The organism is Ferrovibrio terrae, assembly GCF_007197755.1.
In the GTDB taxonomy this organism is placed as follows: Bacteria; Pseudomonadota; Alphaproteobacteria; order Ferrovibrionales; family Ferrovibrionaceae; genus Ferrovibrio; species Ferrovibrio terrae.
Map to the genome: position 1 here is coordinate 2,628,131 of NZ_CP041636.1, position 18,268 is coordinate 2,646,398.

Below are 18,268 nucleotides of genomic sequence, written 5' to 3' on the forward strand. Positions count from 1 at the left end.
GCTTAACGGCCGGTTGGCAGGGCGCGTTCGCCCTGCAGGGATTGATACAGCGTCAGCAGGGCGGTTTGCGGTCCCCGATCCGTGCGATGCTTGATGTGGCGCCAGCCGAGCCGGCGGCAGACCTCGGCCAGTTCAGCCTGATGCGCCGCGAATGTCGCGCGCCAGTCGTCGCCCATGGTTTCGGCGCGCGGCACCAGCAGCGGGTATTCGCCTTCCAGACCGAGGAACCGCGTGCGGCCCTTGTAGGGGAAGTCTTCTTCGGCCGGATCGACGAGACGCAGCACGGTGCCCTTCACGCCCATATCGGCGAGCGCGCGCAGGCGTGCGGCGATCTCGGGCACCGGATACAGGAAATCGCCGAGCAGAACGATATGGGCATAGCGCGGCAGCGGCTGGATCGGCGGCAGGCTGGCCTCGGCGGTTTCAAAGCGCGAACGGATCAGACGTTCGGCGATGCGCTCCATGACCATGCGACCCGAGGCCGGGCGCTGCGGATGCCCGAGCAGGGCGACGCGTTCGCCGCCGCGCAGCAGCAGGCTGGCCAGCGCCAGCAGCAACAGGTCGCCACGTTCGTCCTTCTGCTCCATGCCAAGATCGGATTTCCAGCGCATGGAGGGCGAGGGGTCGCGCCACAGCCAGACGCTTTCGGCGGCTTCCCACTCGTTCTCCCGGATGAAGGCGGCCTGGCGTTTGGCGGTCTGACGCCAGTCGATGCGCGTCAGCGAGTCACCCTGGCTGTAGCGGCGGAACTGCCAGAAGGCGTCGCCGGGGCCGACACGGCGGCGGCCATGGACGCCCTGTTCGACGGTCGCAGCGACGCGCTCGGCCGCCACCAGCAGCGGCGGCAGGAATGCGGCGAAGTGTTCGGCGCGCTGGCGCCGTGCGTTAGCTGTAGTTCCGGCCGCGACCGCTACCGCCATCTCGCGTCCCGCTTACCGCAGCGGCGCGGTCAGCTTGGCGATGACGTCGGAGACGGTGACGCCTTCGGCGCGGGCGGCGAAGGTCAACGCCATGCGGTGCCGCAGGATCGGGCCGGCAAGCGCCAGCACATCGTCGATCGAGGGCGCCAGGCGACCCTGCAGCAGTGCGCGGGCGCGTACCGCCAACATCAGAGCCTGGCTGGCGCGCGGACCGGGACCCCAGGCGACCAGATCGGCCAGACCCGGTACGTCACTTTCCTCCGGCCGGCCGGCGCGAACGAGATTGAGGATGGCTTCCACCACGCTCTCGCCGACCGGAATACGGCGGACCAGACGCTGGGCCGCCATCAGGTCGGCAGCGTTCAGCACGGTCGGGATCGATTCTTCCGTCGCGCCGGTGGTGGCGAACAGCATGCGGCGCTCGGCCTCGCGGTCGGGATAGCGCACGTCAATCTGCAGCAGGAAGCGGTCGAGCTGGGCTTCGGGCAGCGGATAGGTGCCCTCCTGCTCCAGCGGATTCTGCGTCGCCAGCACATGGAAAGGTGCCGGCAGGTCGTGACGCTGCCCGGCCACCGAAACCTGGCGCTCCTGCATCGCCTGCAGCAAGGCAGACTGCGTGCGTGGGCTGGCGCGGTTGATTTCGTCGGCCATCAGCAGCTGGCAGAAGACTGGACCCGGGATGAAGCGGAACGAGCGACGCCCGGTTTCGCTTTCTTCCAGCACTTCCGAGCCGACGATGTCGGCCGGCATGAGGTCAGGGGTGAACTGCACGCGGCGGGCGTCGAGGCCCAGAACCTTGGCCAGCGTTTCGACCAGTTTGGTCTTCGCCAGGCCCGGTACGCCGACCAGCAGGGCATGCCCGCCGGCGAGCAGAGTTATCAGGGTTTCCTCGACAACGTCGCCCTGACCGAAGATCACCCGGCCGACCGCATCGCGGGCGGTAACGAGACGGCCGCCGACCCGTTCGATCTCAGGAAGGATATGTTCGGCGGTATCGCTCAAATTGTGCATGGGAATGAGTATATAGTAGAAGCGAAATGAAAGCCCATATGTCTCATATGTCTGCCACCGCCTCAAAAGGCCCAAGTCTCAAGGATGTGATCGCCCGGTTCGGCGGCGAGGAGACTTTGCGCAAAAAACCGCCTGTCCACCTGTGGAACCCGCCATTCTGTGGGCAGATCGACATGCGGATCGCCCGGAACGGGAGCTGGCACTATATGGGGTCGCCAATTTCGCGACCTGCCATGGTCAAGCTCTTTGCCAGTATATTGCGGCGCGAAGCCGACGACAGTTACGTTCTGGTGACGCCGGTGGAGAAATGCGGCATCCGGGTCGACGACGCCCCCTTCGTTGCCGTTGAGGCAACCGTGGCGGGGGAGGGTGCCGCCCGGCTGATCGTTTTCCGCACCAATGTCGACGACGTCGTGCCGCTGGATGCCGAGCATCCGCTGCGGGTCAGCGTTCATCCTGAGACCGGCGAGCCGTCGCCCTATCTGCTGGTGCGCGACCGACTCGAGGCGCTGATCGCGCGGCCAGTCTATTACCAACTGGTTGAGATGGCGGAAGAGCGCAGCGTCGACGGCAAGATCATGCTGGGTGTCGAAAGCGCCGGGCAGTTTTTCGTTCTGGGTGAAATGCCGTGAATGTTGCCGCGCCGCTAATTATCGACAGTACACCGACCGTGGAGCGACTGCGCGCGCATCTGCAGCCGGTGCCGGCTTTCGATGCGATTCCGCGCGAGCATGGACTGGCGCCCAAAGGCGACTTCCAGCTCAACCCCGGCCTCAAGCCCTTTCGCCCCGGTCCGCTGATGCCGGCGGCCGTGCTGGTGCCGGTGGTCGCTTATGAGGCCGGCGAACGCGTGATTCTGACCAAGCGTACGGCGCATCTGTCCAATCATGCCGGGCAGATCAGTTTCCCCGGCGGCCGCGTCGATGCCGAGGATCCTGACGTGATCGCCACGGCCTTGCGCGAAACGGAAGAAGAGATTGGCCTCGACCGCGGCCATATCAGCGTGCTGGGAGCGCTGGATGCCTATGTCACCGGCACTGGCTTCGCCGTCGTGCCGGTCGTTGGCCTGGTGAAGCCCGGCTTCGCGCTGCATCTGGCGCAGCACGAGGTGGCCGAGGTGTTCGAAGTGCCGTTCGACTTCCTGATGGATTCGCGCAATCACCAGCGGCACAAAGGCGTATTCAACGGCGTCGAGCGCCAGTGGTGGGCCATGCCATATCAGGATTATTATATCTGGGGAGCCACGGCCGGGATGCTGCGTAACCTGCACGACCTTTTGCATGGCCAGACGGCTGGAACCGCCCAGCCATGAGTCGCCTGATCGTCCACCTGCTGCCGCTCATGCTGCCGTTCCTGCTTTACGGCCTGTACATCTGGCATGTGAAGCGCAGCGGCAAGGACGGCCCGGAAGCGACGCCATGGTTCTGGCTCGCCGCCATCGGCATGGTCCTGATGATCCTCAGCTTCGTTGTCTATGGCGCCTTCTTCGGGGAGACGCTGGGTGACTATGCGCCGGCGCGATTCGAGGATGGCCGGGTCGTACCCGGCCGCATCGGCCAATAAGCGCGTCCCCCGGCAGATGCTGTAGACTGCCGCCATGGCCTTGCCCGAGACGATTCAGCCCCCGGACTGGATGACCGCCGCCCCGACTCGCAGCCTGCTGGCCGCGCTGGGTGCCGGTGGCGTGCCGGTGCGCTTTGTTGGCGGCTGTGTGCGTGACGCCATCCTCGGCCTGCGGCCCGCGGATATAGACATCGCCACCCCCGAAAAGCCGGATCAGGTGATCAAGCGGCTGGAAAAGGCCAAGCTGAAGGCGGTGCCGACCGGTATCGAGCACGGCACTGTCACTGCCGTGGTGCCGCCCGCCACTTTCCAGGTCACAACGCTGCGCCAGGACGTCACCACCGATGGCCGCCATGCCACGGTCGCCTTCGGCACCGACTGGGCCGAGGACGCCGCGCGGCGCGACTTCACCATCAATGCGCTTTATGCCGATGCCGAAGGTCGGCTTTACGACTTTACCGGCGGCCGTGCCGATCTGGCGGCCGGGGTGGTGCGTTTCATCGGCGACCCGGCGCAGCGCGTGACCGAAGATTATCTGCGGGTACTGCGCTTCTTCCGGTTCCATGCCCGGTTCGGTAAAGGCGCGCCCGATGCGGCCTCGCTGACGGCTTGCGCTGATGCGGTCGACCGGCTCGACCGTTTGTCGGGCGAGCGGATTCGCGATGAACTGCTGAAGATCCTGATCCTGCCCAATGCCGCCGATGCAATGGCGCTGATGCACCAGAGCGGCGTGCTGGCGGCGATCCTGCCGCAGGCGCGGCTGGATGTGCCAGCGCTGTCGCGACTGATTCGGTTGCAGGGGGCAGTGGCGGCAGCTGGCGGGCCCGACCCGGATCTCTGGCCGCGACTTGCTCTGTTGCTGGATGGCAACACGGATGCGGATGCGATCGCCGGCCGTCTGAAGCTTTCGAATGCCCAGCGCCTGCGGCTGGACGGGTTGTTGTCGCTGCCGCCTTTCAAGGCCGGGATGCTGGAGGGCGAATCAGCGTTTCGCGTCGCTCTCTATCGTCTGGGGGCCGAGCGCTGCCGCGACGGGCTGCTGCTGGCGGCTACCCGCCAGGCGATGGACGAGGAGACGGCTGTCGCACGGGCCGTCGCGACGACGAGTTGGCGGCGACCGGTATTCCCGCTGCGTGGTGCCGACATTCTCGCGGCCGGCTTTTCGCCCGGCCCGACGGTGAGTGCGCTGCTCAACGAACTGGAATCCTGGTGGGCGGACGCTGGCTTTGCGCCGGATCGCGAGGCTTGCCTGCAGCGCCTGCGCGAACGGGTACAGATGACCGACAGCGAGTGAGTATCGCTGAATCAAATATTTGAATTTTAAGGATTTTTATTGATAGCCGGCTAGTCCGGCAGGCGGGGACTGTCGTCGGATAAGAGTGACTGCGTACCCCTAAAAGCGCTTGGGCTCCACGTCGGCGCCGTAAACCCGGCGGCCGACGTGGAGCCCAAGACAACTGTACTCTAAAGCTACCGAAGAGACCTTACTTCTTGGCCTTCTTCTTGGCAGCCTTCTTCTTGGCCTTCGGGGCCTTCTTAGCCTTCACAGCCTTCTTCGCCACCTTCTTCTTAGCGGCCTTTTTCTTCGCAGCCATGAGTTTCTCCTCCATGGATTAGAGTGCGGTTTTCACCGCAACGAAGTTTTCAGGAAAATGTTTCCCGAACACGTATATCTGTAGCACAACGCAACAGTATTAACCACTAAATCTTGCGCGCGCTTAAAAAATGGTTAAGCGCGCGCTCCGGCGGTGATGTGAATCGCGCGTGTCGCATGAACGAAAAACATCGCTGACGCAAAACACGCACGATGATTCCGGAAAAATACGACATCAAAAAAACCTGCATGGAATCTGATGTTTTTACACTCACGGCCATTTCACTTCAGGTGGCATCGACATCAGAATCGCTTCGGTGTTGCCACCTGTTTTCAGACCGAATGTGGTGCCGCGATCATAGAGCAAATTGAACTCGACATAGCGTCCGCGACGCACCAGTTGGTGCTCTCTTTCAGCCGCCGACCACGACTCATTGAGGTGTTTGCGGGCGATTTTTGGGTATGATTCGAGGAACGATTCGCCTACCGATTTTGTGAAGTCGAAGTCGCGCTCCCAATCACCGCTATCGAGCTGATCAAAGAAGATGCCGCCGACGCCGCGGGGCTCGTTGCGATGCGGTAGATGGAAATACTCGTCGCACCATGCCTTGAAGCGGGGGTAGTAGGCGGGGTCGGAACGGTCGCAGGCACCCTTGAGGGCGGCATGGAACGCAGCGGTGTCGGTTTCATCGGGCACCATCGGCGTCAGGTCGGCGCCGCCACCGAACCACGCCTTGCTGGTGACCAGGAATCGCGTGTTCATGTGCACTGCGGGCACCTTCGGCGACTGCAGATGCGCCACCAGCGATATCCCGCAGGCCCAGAAACGTCCGTCCGATGCGGCCCCGGGAATCTGCTTGCGGAATTCCTCGCTGAACTCGCCATGTACGGTGGAGACGTTCACGCCCACCTTCTCGAAGACGCGGCCGCGCATCACGCTCATCACGCCGCCGCCGCCGCCGGGCCGGTCCCAGGCGGTGCGGACGAAGCGTCCGGCCGGGCGATCGCTCAGTTGGCCGCTCAGGTCATCCTCGAGCTGTTCGAAGGCGGCGCAGATCCGGTCACGCAGGGATTCGAACCAGACGCGGGCGCGTTGCTGCCGTTCACTGATCTGGGCGTCGGTCATTGTCATACTCCTTATTGCCGATCCGGCATTGTCTCTGGGCGGCGCGGGAATGCATCGCATTGCCGCAGCGCCTCGCCAAGTACAATGGCGGCGGCCGTGGCCACATTGATCGAGCGCAAGTCGGGGCGGATCGGGATCAGTAACCGCGCATCGGCAGCGGCATGGACATAGTCGGGTGCGCCCTTGCTCTCGCGGCCGAACAGAAGAATGTCGTCCGGCGCGAAGCGGAAGTCCGTATAGGGAATGGCCGCTTTGGTGGTCATCAGCACCAGCCGGCCCCCAAGGCGTCCCGCCTGCCGCTCGTTCTGGAAATGCTGCCAGCTGTCATGGCGGTGAATCTCGGCATGCTCCAGGTAATCCATGGCGCTGCGCCGGACCATCTGGATCGAGAAGGGGAAGCCGCAGGGCTCGATCACATGCACCGGGGTTTCAAGGCAGGCGCCCAGGCGCAGAATCGTGCCCAGGTTCGGCGGGATATCGGGTTCAAAAAGGGCGAGCCGCATGGCTGTTCCGGTACGCTTGTGAATCGGGTGTTTGGGCGGGGGCGAGAGGGGGTAGTTTTTTCGCGGTTTCCTAGGGCGATTCCAACCACAAGACCCCTGCGGCAACCTGTCGCATCCGTCGGGCTAAGTGCTGGACTTCGCCAACATATAGTGAGAAATATCCCGACACGTTTCCAAGTCTTATTATCTTCGAGGGATCTATGGCAGGGACAGCGACCCAACCGGCCGGTACGACCGAGCCGACCCGGCGCGACTTTATCGTCGTCGCAGCCGGCGCCTTCGCCGCGGTGGGAGCGGCGGCGGCGGTATGGCCGTTCATTCATCAGATGAACCCGTCGGCCGACGTGCTGGCGCTGTCGAGCACCGAGGTCGATCTCGGTCAGATCGCCGCCGGTCAGAGCGTCACTATCCTGTGGCGCGGCAAGCCGGTTTTCGTGCGTCATCGCACCGAAGCCGAGATCGCCCAGGCCAAGACGGACGACACCGCCGCCCTGCCGGACCCGCAGAAGGACGCCGATCGCGTGAAGAAGCCGGAATGGCTGGTCATGATGGGTGTCTGCACCCACCTCGGCTGCGTGCCGCTTGGCCAGAAGGGCGATTTCGGCGGCTGGTTCTGCCCGTGCCACGGCTCGCACTACGATACGTCGGGACGTATCCGCAAAGGCCCCGCGCCGAGCAATCTGCCGGTGCCGGACTACGCCTTCCTCAACGATACCCGCATCCGTATCGGTTAAGGCTTAAGGACCAGCACCCATGGCTGACAACAATTCCGGCTTTTTTGCCAACCCGCTCGTCAAGTGGATCGAATACCGCCTGCCGGTATTCTCCACGCTCGACCATATGGTCGGCACGCAGTATCCCACGCCGAAGAACCTGAACTACTGGTGGAACTTCGGTTCGCTGGCGGGTCTTTGCCTGGTGATCCAGATCGTCACCGGCATCGTGCTGGTGATGCACTACACGCCGCACACCTCAATGGCCTTCGACAGCGTCGAGCATATCATGCGCGACGTGAACTACGGCTGGCTGCTGCGCTACATGCATGCCAATGGTGCCTCGATGTTCTTCATCGCGGTGTACATCCATATCTTCCGTGGCCTGTATTACGGATCGTACAAGGCGCCGCGCGAACTGCTGTGGTTCCTCGGCCTCATCATCTTCCTGCTGATGATGGCGACCGCGTTCATGGGCTACGTGCTTCCCTGGGGCCAAATGAGCTTCTGGGGCGCCACCGTGATCACGAACCTGTTCTCGGCCATTCCGCTGGTCGGCGAGCCGATCGTGACCTGGCTGTGGGGCGGCTTCTCAGTCGATAACCCGACGCTGAACCGCTTCTTCTCACTGCATTACCTGTTGCCGTTCGTAATCGTCGGCGTGGTGCTGCTGCATATCCTGGCGCTGCATCAGCATGGGTCCAACAACCCGCTGGGCATCGACACCAAGGGCCCGCAGGACCGCATCCCGTTCCACCCGTACTACACGATCAAGGATGCGGTGGGCGTCGGCGCCTTCCTGATCTTCTTCAGCTTCTTCCTGTTCTACGCGCCGAACATGCTGGGCCATCCGGACAACTACATTCCGGCCAACCCGCTGGTGACGCCGGAGCATATCGTGCCGGAATGGTACTTCTTGCCGTTCTACGCGATCCTGCGCTCGGTCCCGGACAAGCTCGGCGGCGTGCTGCTGATGTTTGGCGCCATCCTGATCCTGTTCCTGCTGCCCTGGCTGGATACCAGCAAGGTGCGTTCGGCCAAGTTCCGGCCGATCTACAAGCAGCTGTATGTGATCTTCCTGATTGTTTGCGTCGGCCTGACCTGGGCGGGCGGCAAGCCGGCGGAAGGCTATTACCTGATCATCGCCCGCGTTTGCACGGTGTATTACTTCGCGCATTTCCTGATCCTGCTGCCGGTGGTTGGCTGGTTCGAGAAGCCGCTCAAGCTGCCTGCCTCGATCAGTGAGGCCGTGCTCAAGGGCGATGCCGCGCCTGCTGGCAAGGCGTAAGGGGGATCGGATCATGAAGACGATTAAGATGCGTGCGATCCTCACTGCCCTCGCTCTGGGTCTCGCGGCCCCGGCCGCTATGGCTGCCGGCGCAGAAGTGGCGATCCCGGCACAGAAGTGGAGCTTCAACGGCCCCTTCGGCACCTTTGACCGCGCTGAACTGCAGCGTGGCTATCAGGTGTACAAGGAAGTCTGCGCCGCCTGCCACGCCATGAAGTATGTGGCCTTCCGCAATCTGACCGACGTCGGCTTCTCGGCCGCGGAAGTGAAGGCGCTGGCGGCCACCTTCGAGGTGAATGGCGACCTGAATGACGCCGGCGAGGTGACCAAGCGTCCCGGCCTGCCGCAGGACAAGTTCCCGTCGCCCTTCCCGAACGAGAAGGCGGCGCGAGCGTCCAACGGCGGTGCCTATCCGCTCGACCTGTCGCTCATCGCCAAGGCCCGTGCAGCCGGTCCGGATTACATCCGCGCCCTGCTGGTCGGCTACAAGGATGCGCCGGCCGGTTTCGCGCTGGGCGAAGGCCTGAACTACAACGAATATTTCCCGGGTCATCAGATCGCGATGCCCAAGCCGCTCAACGAAGACCAGGTGACCTATGCCGATGGCACCAAGGCCAGCGTCGAGCAGATGGCGCATGATGTTTCCGCCTTCCTGATGTGGGCAGCCGAGCCCAAGCTGGAAGACCGCAAGCGCATGGGCTTCAAGGTGATGATCTTCCTGATCGTGCTGACCGGCCTGTTCTTCATGGCCAAGAAGCGCATCTGGGCGAAACTCCACTAAGCCGCATACAGCTGCGGATACTGAAAGGCCGCCGGAAACGGCGGCCTTTTTTGTTGCGCCCCGAAGGGCGGTTTGCTTAAGTCGCGCGGCGTTGCGCGCCCATAATCCGAGAGGATCATCTGCTATGGCCAAGGCGAAGAAGGCTGCGAAGAAGAGCGTCAAGAAGGCCGCTCGCAAGCCGGCCAAGCGCAAGCCGGCTGGCAAGCCGACGACCTCTGCGGTCGCTGTCGCCAGGGCGGCGGCCAGGTCGGTTTCCGGTCGTGCCAAGGCCACTGCCGGTATCCCGAAGCCGCATATCGCCAGGGCCGGCGATGCCGTGCGCATCGGTGTGCTGGGCGGCAGCGGCATCTACGGCATGGCCGGGCTGAAGAACACCAAATGGCGCAAGGTTTCCACGCCCTGGGGCGATCCCTCCGACGAGCTGCTGTTCGGCACATTGGACGGCGCCGAGCTGGTTTTTCTGCCGCGTCACGGCCGTGGCCATGTGCATTCACCGTCGGAAGTGAACTACCGCGCCAATATCGATGCGCTGAAGCGCGTCGGCTGCCAGGACGTGATTTCGGTTTCTGCCTGTGGCTCGTTCAAGGAGCAGCTGGCGCCAGGAACCTTCGTGATCGTCGACCAGTTCATCGACCGCACCTTCATGCGGCAGAAGAGCTTCTTCAGCACCGGCATGGTGGCACATGTCTCCTGCGGCCATCCGGTCTGCAGCCGGCTCGGCGATGCGCTGGAAGCCGCCGCCAGGGAAGCCGGCATCATTGCGCAGCGCGGAGGCACATATCTCTGCATGGAAGGGCCGCAATTCTCCACCCAGGCCGAGAGCTTCCTGTACAAGAGCTGGGGCTGCGACGTGATCGGTATGACCAATGCGCCGGAAGCCAAGCTCGCCCGCGAGGCCGAACTTTGCTATGCCTCGGTTGCCATGGTTACGGATTACGACTGCTGGCATCCCGATCATGATCATGTCGATGTGGCGGCCGTGATTCGCGTGCTGCTCGGCAATGCCGAGAAAGGCCAGGCCTTGGTCGCCAAGGCGGTGCCGCATCTGAAGCATCGGCCCGGTCACTGCCCGCAAGGCTGTGACCGGGTGCTCGATACCGCACTGATCACCGCGCCGGAAAAGCGCGACCCGAAGGTGCTGAAGAAACTCGATGCGGTCGCTGGCCGTGTGTTGAAGGCTTAATTCGAAAAGGACCCGCCTGCCATGCAGGGTATCAAGGAAAAGATTCGCGCGATCCCCGACTATCCGAAGCCGGGCATCATGTTCCGCGACATCACCACGCTGCTGCAGGATGCACGCGGCTTCCGCAAGACCGTCGACGAGATGGTGCAGCCGCTGGCCGGCACCCGCATCGACAAAGTGGTGGGCATTGAGGCGCGTGGCTTCATCCTGGGCGGCGCCATCGCGCACCAGCTTTCCATCGGCTTCGTGCCAGTGCGCAAGCGCGGCAAGTTGCCCTGGAAGACGCTGTCGCAGGAATACCAGCTGGAATACGGCACCGATTCGATGGAAATCCACATCGATGCCATCCAGCCGAATGAGAATATCCTGATCGTCGACGACCTGATCGCCACCGGCGGCACGGCCGAGGCTGCGATCAAGCTGATCCGCGCGCATAAGGGCAACGTGGTCGGCTGTTCCTTCATCGTCGACCTGCCCGAACTGGGTGGTCGCAAGAAGCTGGAAGCGCTGGGCGTGCAGGTGCTGTCGCTCTGCGAATTCGACGGGCACTGAGCCGGGAGTAGCGTAGCGTGGCCCATCACATCATCGGCCTGGACCACACCGTTCATGCCGTCACCGACCTTGAGGCAGCCAAGGCCAACTGGCAGCGGTTGGGCTTTACGCTGACGCCGCGGGGGCGCCATATTGGCTGGGCCACCGGCAATTACTGCATCATGTTTTTGCGCAACTACCACGAACTGCTCGGCATCGCCGAGCCCGGTGGGTATACCGCCGGCGTGGAAGACTTGTTGAAGGCCAAGGGCCCGGGCGTGCACAAGGTGGTGCTGGGCATCGACGACGCCAGAGCCGCCGTACAGGAACTGAAGGCCTCGGGCCTGAATCCATCCGAGCCACAGAATCTCAAGCGCGAACTGGAACTGCCCGAAGGCACCGTGCTGCCGGCCTTCAGCCTTGTGCATCTGCCGCCTGAAGCGACCCCCGAGCTGTCGATGTTCCTGTGCCAGCATCTGACGCCGGAACTGCTACGCAAGCCGGAATGGCTGCTGCATCCCAATGGCGCGCAGCAGATCGTCAGCGTGATCGTGGCCGCCGACAATCCGCCGGCGCTGGAACTGCCCTACGAAGCGCTGGTTGGTGCCGGTGCCGCCGTGCGCACGGATCGCATGGTGGCGGTGCGTGCTGCCGAGGAAACAGTACTGTTCGTCACCCCTGACGATCTGGATACCCTGTTTCCGGATATCGAACATCCGACGCTGCCGACGCCCTATGTCGCTGGCCTGCGTTTCCGGGTGCATAACACCGAGGCAGCCGCGGCCTATTTCAAGGCTGCCGGGATCGACCATGCCCGCAGCCTGGATGGCACCGTGCTGGTGCCGGCCTCCGTCGCCAACGGTGTTTTCCTGGAATTCAGCAGCCGCGCATAAGCGGCTATAGCAAAGCCTCGAAGAAGGCCAGCGTGCGGCGCCGTGCAATGACAGCCGCCGTCGCGTTATAGGTCGCGCGCTGGTCGCAGTTGAAGCCGTGATCGGCATCGTAGACATGCGTCGTGATGGACGGATGCAGGGCCTTCATCTCGTCGGCCAGGCTGGTCGGGATCATTTTGTCCAATGCGCCGAAATGCAGCAGGCAGGGGGCCTTCGGGGCTTCCGCTTTCAGCTCGCCCCAGGGGCCGCCGTAATAGCCAACCGAGGCCGCCACACCGGCTAGTGATGTGGCCATCTTCCAGGTGACGCCGCCGCCGAAACAGTAGCCGGTGGTGCCGACCCGACCGGCTTTCGAGGCCAGCGCCAGCGCCACGGCGCAATCCTGCAGCACGCTGTCCCAGACCATCTTGCCACGGATGTCTTTGCCCTTGGCGATATCATCGGGGCTGTAGCCGAGATCGACATTGGGCTGCACGCGGTCGAACAGCGCCGGTGCAACGGCGTAGTAGCCATCGGCAGCGAAGCCATCCGCCACCGACTTGATATGGCCGTTCACGCCGAAGATTTCTTGGATCACCACGACGCCGCCTTTCGGCGCGCCTTTCGGCTCGGTGACATAGGCCGCGAGGCGATGGCCGTCGGCGGCGGTCAGGCTGGTCATGGCACCCATGGCAGGCTCCTTACGGTGAGACAGGATTACGGAAACGCATGATTCCGATGCTGGTGTAGCGCATCACCAGCTCGTCACTCTGATTGAAGGCCTCGATCAGGAAGCGCGCCGAGCCGATGCCCGGTCGGCTGCGCGACGGTGCCTTGTCGAGACAGGTCATGCGGGCGCGGATGGTATCGCCAGGCCGCACCGGTTTGAGCCAGGACAGGTCGTCGAAACCCGGCGAGCCGAGACTGGCCTCCACCTCGATGGCGGAATCGACGATCATGCGCATCACGGTGGCGGCGGTATGCCAGCCCGACGCGATCAGGCCGCCGAAAGCGGTTTTCTTCGCGGCTTCGGGGTCGGTGTGGAACGGCTGCGGGTCGAACTGGGTGGCAAAGGCGATGATGGCCGGCTCAGTGAAGGTGTGGCTACCGATGTCACGTACAGCGCCAGGTTCGATGTCTTCGTAGTATTGCATCGCGCGCTCCTTCAGGCTGGCCGGCGGGCATACATGCCCTTGGCCTGCATGGTCAGCACGGTTTCGCCCTTCTGGTTTTTCATCTCGTAGCGCGAGGTGATCACGCCACGATCCGGCTTTGAGCGCGACGGCTTCACATCCATCACCTCGCCGCGCAGATGCAGGGTGTCGCCGGGAAATACCGGTTTCACCCAGCGCAACTGGTCAACGCCGGGGGAGCCCATGGAGGCATATTTGCCGATCATGTTATCGACCAGCATCCGCATCATCAGTCCCGCCGTGTGCCAGCCGGATGCGCAAAGGCCGCCAAACAGCGACTGCTTGGCGGCCTCTTGGTCGAGATGGAAGGGCTGCGGGTCATAGTCCCGCGCGAAAGCGATGATCTCGTCTTCGTTCACCGTGCGGGGCGGGAATTCCATCACCTGTCCGACAGCGAAATCTTCCAGATATTTCATTCGATCTCTTAGGTATTGAAGCGGAAGTGCATCACATCGCCATCCTGCACGATGTAATCCTTACCTTCCAGCCGCAATTTGCCGGCATCGCGCGCCCCGGCCTCGCCCTTGCCGGCGACGTAGTCGACATAGGCGATGGTCTCAGCGCGAATGAAGCCCTTCTCGAAATCGGTATGGATCACGCCGGCCGATTCCGGTGCCTTGGCATTCTTGCGCACGGTCCAGGCGCGCGCTTCCTTGGGGCCGACGGTGAAGAAGGTCAGCAGCCCAAGCAGGCCATAGCCGGCGCGGATCACGCGGGTCAGGCCGGTTTCCTTGAGGCCGAGATCGGCCAGGAAGGCGGACTTTTCTTCCTCGGTGTCGAGTTGGGCGACTTCGGCCTCGATGGCGGCCGAGATCACCACCATGGCGGCGCCTTCGGCATCGGCCTTGACCTTCACCCTGGCGGAGAAGGCATTGCCTTCGGCAGCGGAGGCTTCTTCGACGTTGCAGACATAGAGCACCGGCTTGGCGGTGATCAGCATCAGTTCGGTATAGAGCTTCTTCTCATCCTCGCTCGGCACCACCGTGCGGGCCGGTTTGCCTTCGCGCAAAGCCACCAGCACCTTTTCCATCACGACCAGCCTGGCTTTCTCTTCCTCGTTGCCCTGCTTGGCGCGCTTGGCGGTCTGCTCGACGCGACGCTCCAGGCTTTCGAGGTCCGACAGCATCAGTTCGGTCTCGACGGTTTCGGCATCGGCGATCGGGTCGACCTTGCCTTCCACATGCGTGATGTCGCCATCCTCGAAGCAGCGCAGCACATGGCAGATCGCATCCACTTCGCGGATATGGGCCAGGAACTGGTTACCCAGGCCTTCACCCTTGGAGGCGCCACGCACCAGGCCGGCGATGTCGACGAAGGTCAGCTGGGTCGGAATGATTTTCTGTGAGCTGGCGATCGCGGCCAGTACGTCCAGCCGCTCATCCGGCACGCCGACCAGGCCGGTATTCGGCTCGATGGTGCAGAAGGGATAATTGGCAGCCTGTGCCGCAGCGGTCTGCGTCAGCGCATTGAACAGGGTCGATTTGCCAACGTTGGGCAGGCCGACAATGCCGCATTTGAAACCCATGTTACGCGTCCTTCACGTCTGTCTTGTTGGTCTTTTCGGGCTTCTCAACCTTTGGCTTCGGCGGCTGCAGGCGCAGCGCCACCTTGGTCATGAAGCCGGTGTCGTCGTTCTTCGCCAGAGAGCCGGCCTCAAGGGCCATGGCCTCCAGCAGCGGGTCGAGCCACACGCGCTCGTCCGCCTGGAAATTCTGCAGCACATAGCCCAGCACCAGATCCTTGCCGGGATGGCCGATGCCGATGCGCAGCCGGCGGTAGTTCGGCCCGATGGCGCCATCGATGGAGCGCAGACCGTTATGGCCGGCATTGCCGCCGCCGGTCTTCATGCGAATCTTGGCGGCAGCCAGATCCAGCTCGTCATGCGCCACCACCACCTGGGCCGGCGGCAGCTTGTAGAAATGCGCCGCTTCGCCGACCGACTTGCCCGAGAGGTTCATGTAGGTCTGCGGCTTGAGCAGCAGTGTCTTGGTGCCGTTCAGCACACCTTCGGAGATTTCACCTTGGAAGCGCTTCTTGAACGGCTGGAAATTGTGGCATTCGGCGATGGCATCGATGGCCATGAAGCCGACATTGTGGCGCTGGCGCCGGTGTTCGCTGCCCGGGTTGCCGAGTCCGACGAGAAGCAGCATGGCGATTCAGCCGGCGGTCAGAGAGAGACGAGGGGCAGGGGAGAAAGGTTGGCGGCGCCAGCGCGCCGCCAACCCATGAACAAGTTACTTCTTGGCAGCCGGCTTGGCGGCCGGCTTGGCCGCGGCAGCCGGAGCAGCCTTGGCACCCGCCGCCGGAGCAGCGCCCGCCGCCGGAGCGGCAGCAGCAGCTTCGGCCTTCGGCGCGGCTTCTTCTTCCTTGGTCGGCGCCGCAATGGTGCCAACCGTGAAGTCGCGGTCCTGAATCACGGCCCGGATGCCTTCCGGCAGCTTGAAGGCCGAGATGTGGATCGAGTGGCCGATATCCATGCCTTCGAGGCTGATCGAGATGCTCTCCGGAATGTTGTCCGGCTGAACGAAGAACTCGACCTCGTGGCGCACGATATTCAGCACGCCGCCCTTCTTCAGGCCCGGCGACTTTTCCTGCTCGAGGAAATGCACGGGAATGAAGATGCGGATCTTCGAGTCCTTGCCGATGCGCTGGAAGTCGACGTGGATCGGCCGGTCGGTGACCGGATGAAGCTGCACGTCACGGGCCAGCACGCGCTCGGTCTTGCTGCCGATGGCAACAGTGAACAGGCGCGAGAAGAAGCTGCCCTTCTGCATTTCCTTCAGCAGTTCGCGGGATTCGACCGAAATCAGTTCCGGGGTCTGCTTTTCGCCATAGATGACCCCCGGCACACGACCTGTCAGTCGCGTTGCACGGGCGGTCCCCTTGCCGGCCCTCGACCTCGCCTCAGCGGCGATGGTGGTTACTTCACGCATGATTGCGCTCCTTGGTTAGATACGGATCCGGCACCGTGCCAGGCCCGTTCCCGACGCCGGCCTCCAGGGGTGCCGCGCGCCGAAACTGTAGAAACTTTTTAGTCGAACAGGCTCGAGACCGAAGCCTCTTCACTGATACGACGCATCGCCTCGCCCACCAGCGGCGCGATCGACACCTGGCGGATATTGCGCGCCAGACGAACTGCTTCGGTCGCCAGGATGGAATCGGTGATGACCAGGCCTTCCAGCTGGCTCGCGGTCACGCGGGCCACCGCGCCACCCGACAGCACGCCATGGGTCACATAGGCGTAAACGGACTTGGCGCCATGCTTCTTCAGCGCATCGGCGGCATTGCACAGCGTGCCGGCGGAATCGACGATGTCGTCGACGAGGATGCAACGGCGGCCTTCGACGTCGCCGATGATGTTCATCACTTCGGAGACGCCGGCCTTTTCACGACGCTTGTCGACGATGGCAAGGTCGGCATCCAGGCGCTTGGCGATGTTGCGCGCACGCACCACGCCGCCGACGTCGGGCGACACGACCATCAGGTCATCGCCCTGCAGCTGCTGCTTGATGTCTGCGGTCAGTACCGGGCCGCCCATCAGATTGTCGGTCGGGATATCGAAGAAACCCTGAATCTGGCCGGCATGCAGGTCGAGCGTCAGCACGCGGTTGGCGCCGGCCGCGGTGATCAGGTTGGCAACCAGCTTGGCCGAGATTGGCGTGCGCGGACCGGGTTTACGGTCCTGACGGGCATAGCCGAAATAGGGCAACACGGCGGTGATGCGGCGGGCCGACGAGCGCTTCAGCGCGTCGATGCAGACCAGCAGTTCCATCAGATGGTCATTCGCCGGATAGGACGTCGACTGGATCACGAACACGTCTTCGCCGCGGACGTTTTCGTGGATTTCCACGAAAACCTCCATGTCGGAGAAGCGGCGCACGCTGGCTTTGGCAAGCGGGACCGACAGATACGCCGCAATGGCTTCCGCCAGCGGACGATTGGAGTTACCCGCCAAAACCTTCATGACAATGCTCTGTGTGAGGCCGGAATCGTGGGGAGAAAATCGCGCGGACTATAGCCGCCGGCCTGCCCCCTGTAAACCGCGAAAAATCTAATAAATTCAGGATTTTGCGGGCGGAACGGTGGGTCGGCTGCGCTGCCGCCGCTCCAGAATCTCGCTCAGGCCCTGCCAGCCGCCCTGGGCGATGATGTGGGCGGTGTTTCCCCAGGTCCCGGCAAGCTGTCCGCGGGGGATGCGGTTGGCCTGCTTTACGTCGCCCAGCGGGTTGCCACTGGCGCCCAGCAGCACCCATTCGATGGTCACTCGCTCCGAATCCGGGGTGTCCTGCCAGACATTGACGCGGCAGCCGATCACATAGTCAGCCCCGGTGGCATCCGGCAGCGGATTGCGGCCGCCCAGGATCAGGATTTCCCGCATCGCCTGGCGCAGGGCGCGGTTACCGTCGCCCGGCGCGCCCTCGCATTCCTTCACCGCCAGCATGACCGGCCTGGCGTCGGTCTGCACGGCCTCGATCACCGCGGCATTCAGTTTCCGGGCGATGGCTTCCGCCATGATCGCGGCGGCCTGCTTCACGGCGGTGGCGTCATTCGCAGCCAGCCGGGCAGGTGCGACACCGAGGCTGAGGCTCTCGCCGGCCTGTAGGCTGCCATCGGGGGCGCGCTCATCCCACGACCAGACCGCATCGCCGCCACGCGGCTCCAGCCTCACTGTCAGCACCGATGTCAGGCGGTTGCGGCCGGTGGCACTGGCCGGCACATCCTTCTCGTTCAGCGCCTTGGCCAGGGTTTCGGCCAGCGCGGCATCCGGCCCTTGCGGCAGACCGCTGACCGGGGGAATGAACAGGCTGGCCTCGCCGATGGGGCGGATCAGCACGTCCGTCGCCTTGGCGCGACTGTCGGCCTGGAACGGCTGCGGCAGCGGCTGACACGCGGCGGTGACAAAACCGGCGGCGAGGATCGCGAGGGAAAGGTGCTTAACCGAGAACACAGCTCACCATCAGACACAGGATTGCAAAAATCAGCAGCATGA

Annotated in this window: 22 protein-coding genes; 10 read left to right on the forward strand and 12 right to left on the reverse strand. The window is 63.5% G+C overall.

The window, feature by feature from the left end; all coding sequences use genetic code 11:
- Nucleotides 1–2: 2 nt before the first annotated feature.
- Together FNB15_RS12795 and FNB15_RS12800 are read right to left on the reverse strand one after the other, a co-directional pair.
- On the reverse strand, nt 3–920 hold the full coding sequence (locus FNB15_RS12795; RefSeq protein ID WP_144069076.1) for a DUF58 domain-containing protein: 918 nt from the start codon (nt 918–920) through the stop codon (nt 3–5).
- A gap of 12 nt (nt 921–932) precedes the next feature.
- Complete coding sequence (locus tag FNB15_RS12800; protein ID WP_144069077.1) at nt 933–1,931, reverse strand: AAA family ATPase; 999 nt, start codon at nt 1,929–1,931, stop codon at nt 933–935.
- 173 nt (nt 1,932–2,104) lie between these two features.
- Between FNB15_RS12800 and FNB15_RS12805 the strand changes: the two genes are divergently transcribed.
- The 4 genes from FNB15_RS12805 to FNB15_RS12820 are packed head-to-tail and all read left to right on the forward strand — an operon-like array spanning nt 2,105 to nt 4,788.
- Nucleotides 2,105–2,563, forward strand: a complete 459-nt coding sequence (locus FNB15_RS12805) for a DUF1285 domain-containing protein (protein ID WP_221932836.1) — start codon at nt 2,105–2,107, stop codon at nt 2,561–2,563.
- Nucleotides 2,560–3,243, forward strand: a complete 684-nt coding sequence (locus FNB15_RS12810) for a CoA pyrophosphatase (RefSeq protein WP_246068680.1) — start codon at nt 2,560–2,562, stop codon at nt 3,241–3,243. Before FNB15_RS12805 ends, FNB15_RS12810 begins: the two co-directional genes overlap by 4 nt.
- A complete protein-coding gene (locus FNB15_RS12815; protein ID WP_144069078.1) occupies nt 3,240–3,494 on the forward strand; it encodes a DUF6111 family protein in 255 nt (84 codons plus the stop codon). Before FNB15_RS12810 ends, FNB15_RS12815 begins: the two co-directional genes overlap by 4 nt.
- A gap of 34 nt (nt 3,495–3,528) precedes the next feature.
- Nucleotides 3,529–4,788 (forward strand): CCA tRNA nucleotidyltransferase, encoded by a 1,260-nt coding sequence (locus FNB15_RS12820; protein ID WP_144069079.1) that lies wholly within the window; start codon nt 3,529–3,531, stop codon nt 4,786–4,788.
- Between the two features lie 571 nt (nt 4,789–5,359).
- On the opposite strand, the gene hemF is transcribed toward FNB15_RS12820, so the two are convergent.
- Nucleotides 5,360–6,220: an oxygen-dependent coproporphyrinogen oxidase gene (gene hemF, locus FNB15_RS12825; RefSeq protein WP_144069080.1), complete on the reverse strand. Its 861-nt coding sequence runs from the start codon at nt 6,218–6,220 to the stop codon at nt 5,360–5,362.
- A gap of 5 nt (nt 6,221–6,225) precedes the next feature.
- The gene (locus FNB15_RS12830; RefSeq protein WP_144069081.1) at nt 6,226–6,717 is read right to left on the reverse strand and encodes a tRNA (cytidine(34)-2'-O)-methyltransferase; all 492 of its coding nucleotides are present in this window, start codon (nt 6,715–6,717) and stop codon (nt 6,226–6,228) included.
- Nucleotides 6,718–6,917: 200 nt separating this feature from the next.
- Between FNB15_RS12830 and petA the strand changes: the two genes are divergently transcribed.
- The 6 genes from petA to FNB15_RS12860 all read left to right on the forward strand — a co-directional run bounded on the left by petA (nt 6,918) and on the right by FNB15_RS12860 (nt 12,106).
- Nucleotides 6,918–7,451: a ubiquinol-cytochrome c reductase iron-sulfur subunit gene (gene petA / locus FNB15_RS12835; protein WP_144069082.1), complete on the forward strand. Its 534-nt coding sequence runs from the start codon at nt 6,918–6,920 to the stop codon at nt 7,449–7,451.
- 19 nt (nt 7,452–7,470) lie between these two features.
- Nucleotides 7,471–8,718, forward strand: a complete 1,248-nt coding sequence (locus tag FNB15_RS12840; RefSeq protein WP_144069083.1) for a cytochrome b — start codon at nt 7,471–7,473, stop codon at nt 8,716–8,718.
- A gap of 13 nt (nt 8,719–8,731) precedes the next feature.
- Complete coding sequence (locus FNB15_RS12845) at nt 8,732–9,499, forward strand: cytochrome c1 (RefSeq protein WP_144069084.1); 768 nt, start codon at nt 8,732–8,734, stop codon at nt 9,497–9,499.
- A gap of 355 nt (nt 9,500–9,854) precedes the next feature.
- Nucleotides 9,855–10,682, forward strand: coding sequence for an S-methyl-5'-thioadenosine phosphorylase (locus tag FNB15_RS12850; RefSeq protein ID WP_246068864.1), 828 nt, complete (start codon nt 9,855–9,857; stop codon nt 10,680–10,682).
- A gap of 21 nt (nt 10,683–10,703) precedes the next feature.
- On the forward strand, nt 10,704–11,234 hold the full coding sequence (locus FNB15_RS12855) for an adenine phosphoribosyltransferase (RefSeq protein ID WP_144069086.1): 531 nt from the start codon (nt 10,704–10,706) through the stop codon (nt 11,232–11,234).
- Nucleotides 11,235–11,251: 17 nt separating this feature from the next.
- Nucleotides 11,252–12,106, forward strand: coding sequence for a VOC family protein (locus FNB15_RS12860; RefSeq protein WP_144069087.1), 855 nt, complete (start codon nt 11,252–11,254; stop codon nt 12,104–12,106).
- Nucleotides 12,107–12,110: 4 nt separating this feature from the next.
- Here FNB15_RS12860 and FNB15_RS12865 read toward each other — a convergent pair whose 3' ends face one another.
- The 8 genes from FNB15_RS12865 to FNB15_RS12900 form a co-directional block, all read right to left on the reverse strand.
- Entirely contained in the window at nt 12,111–12,776 is a 666-nt protein-coding gene (locus FNB15_RS12865; RefSeq protein WP_144069088.1) for a dienelactone hydrolase family protein, read from the reverse strand.
- A gap of 10 nt (nt 12,777–12,786) precedes the next feature.
- Nucleotides 12,787–13,239, reverse strand: coding sequence for a MaoC family dehydratase (locus tag FNB15_RS12870; RefSeq protein ID WP_144069089.1), 453 nt, complete (start codon nt 13,237–13,239; stop codon nt 12,787–12,789).
- A gap of 11 nt (nt 13,240–13,250) precedes the next feature.
- A complete protein-coding gene (locus FNB15_RS12875; protein WP_144069090.1) occupies nt 13,251–13,694 on the reverse strand; it encodes a MaoC family dehydratase in 444 nt (147 codons plus the stop codon).
- An 8-nt stretch (nt 13,695–13,702) separates the two neighbouring features.
- Complete coding sequence (gene ychF, locus FNB15_RS12880; RefSeq protein WP_144069091.1) at nt 13,703–14,803, reverse strand: redox-regulated ATPase YchF; 1,101 nt, start codon at nt 14,801–14,803, stop codon at nt 13,703–13,705.
- A gap of 1 nt (nt 14,804) precedes the next feature.
- The gene (pth, locus tag FNB15_RS12885; RefSeq protein ID WP_144069092.1) at nt 14,805–15,428 is read right to left on the reverse strand and encodes an aminoacyl-tRNA hydrolase; all 624 of its coding nucleotides are present in this window, start codon (nt 15,426–15,428) and stop codon (nt 14,805–14,807) included.
- An 84-nt stretch (nt 15,429–15,512) separates the two neighbouring features.
- Nucleotides 15,513–16,211 (reverse strand): 50S ribosomal protein L25/general stress protein Ctc, encoded by a 699-nt coding sequence (locus FNB15_RS12890; RefSeq protein ID WP_144069093.1) that lies wholly within the window; start codon nt 16,209–16,211, stop codon nt 15,513–15,515.
- A 98-nt stretch (nt 16,212–16,309) separates the two neighbouring features.
- Entirely contained in the window at nt 16,310–17,242 is a 933-nt protein-coding gene (locus FNB15_RS12895) for a ribose-phosphate pyrophosphokinase (protein ID WP_144069094.1), read from the reverse strand.
- 96 nt (nt 17,243–17,338) lie between these two features.
- Nucleotides 17,339–18,226 (reverse strand): hypothetical protein, encoded by an 888-nt coding sequence (locus FNB15_RS12900; RefSeq protein WP_144069095.1) that lies wholly within the window; start codon nt 18,224–18,226, stop codon nt 17,339–17,341.
- Nucleotides 18,227–18,268: the final 42 nt, after the last annotated feature.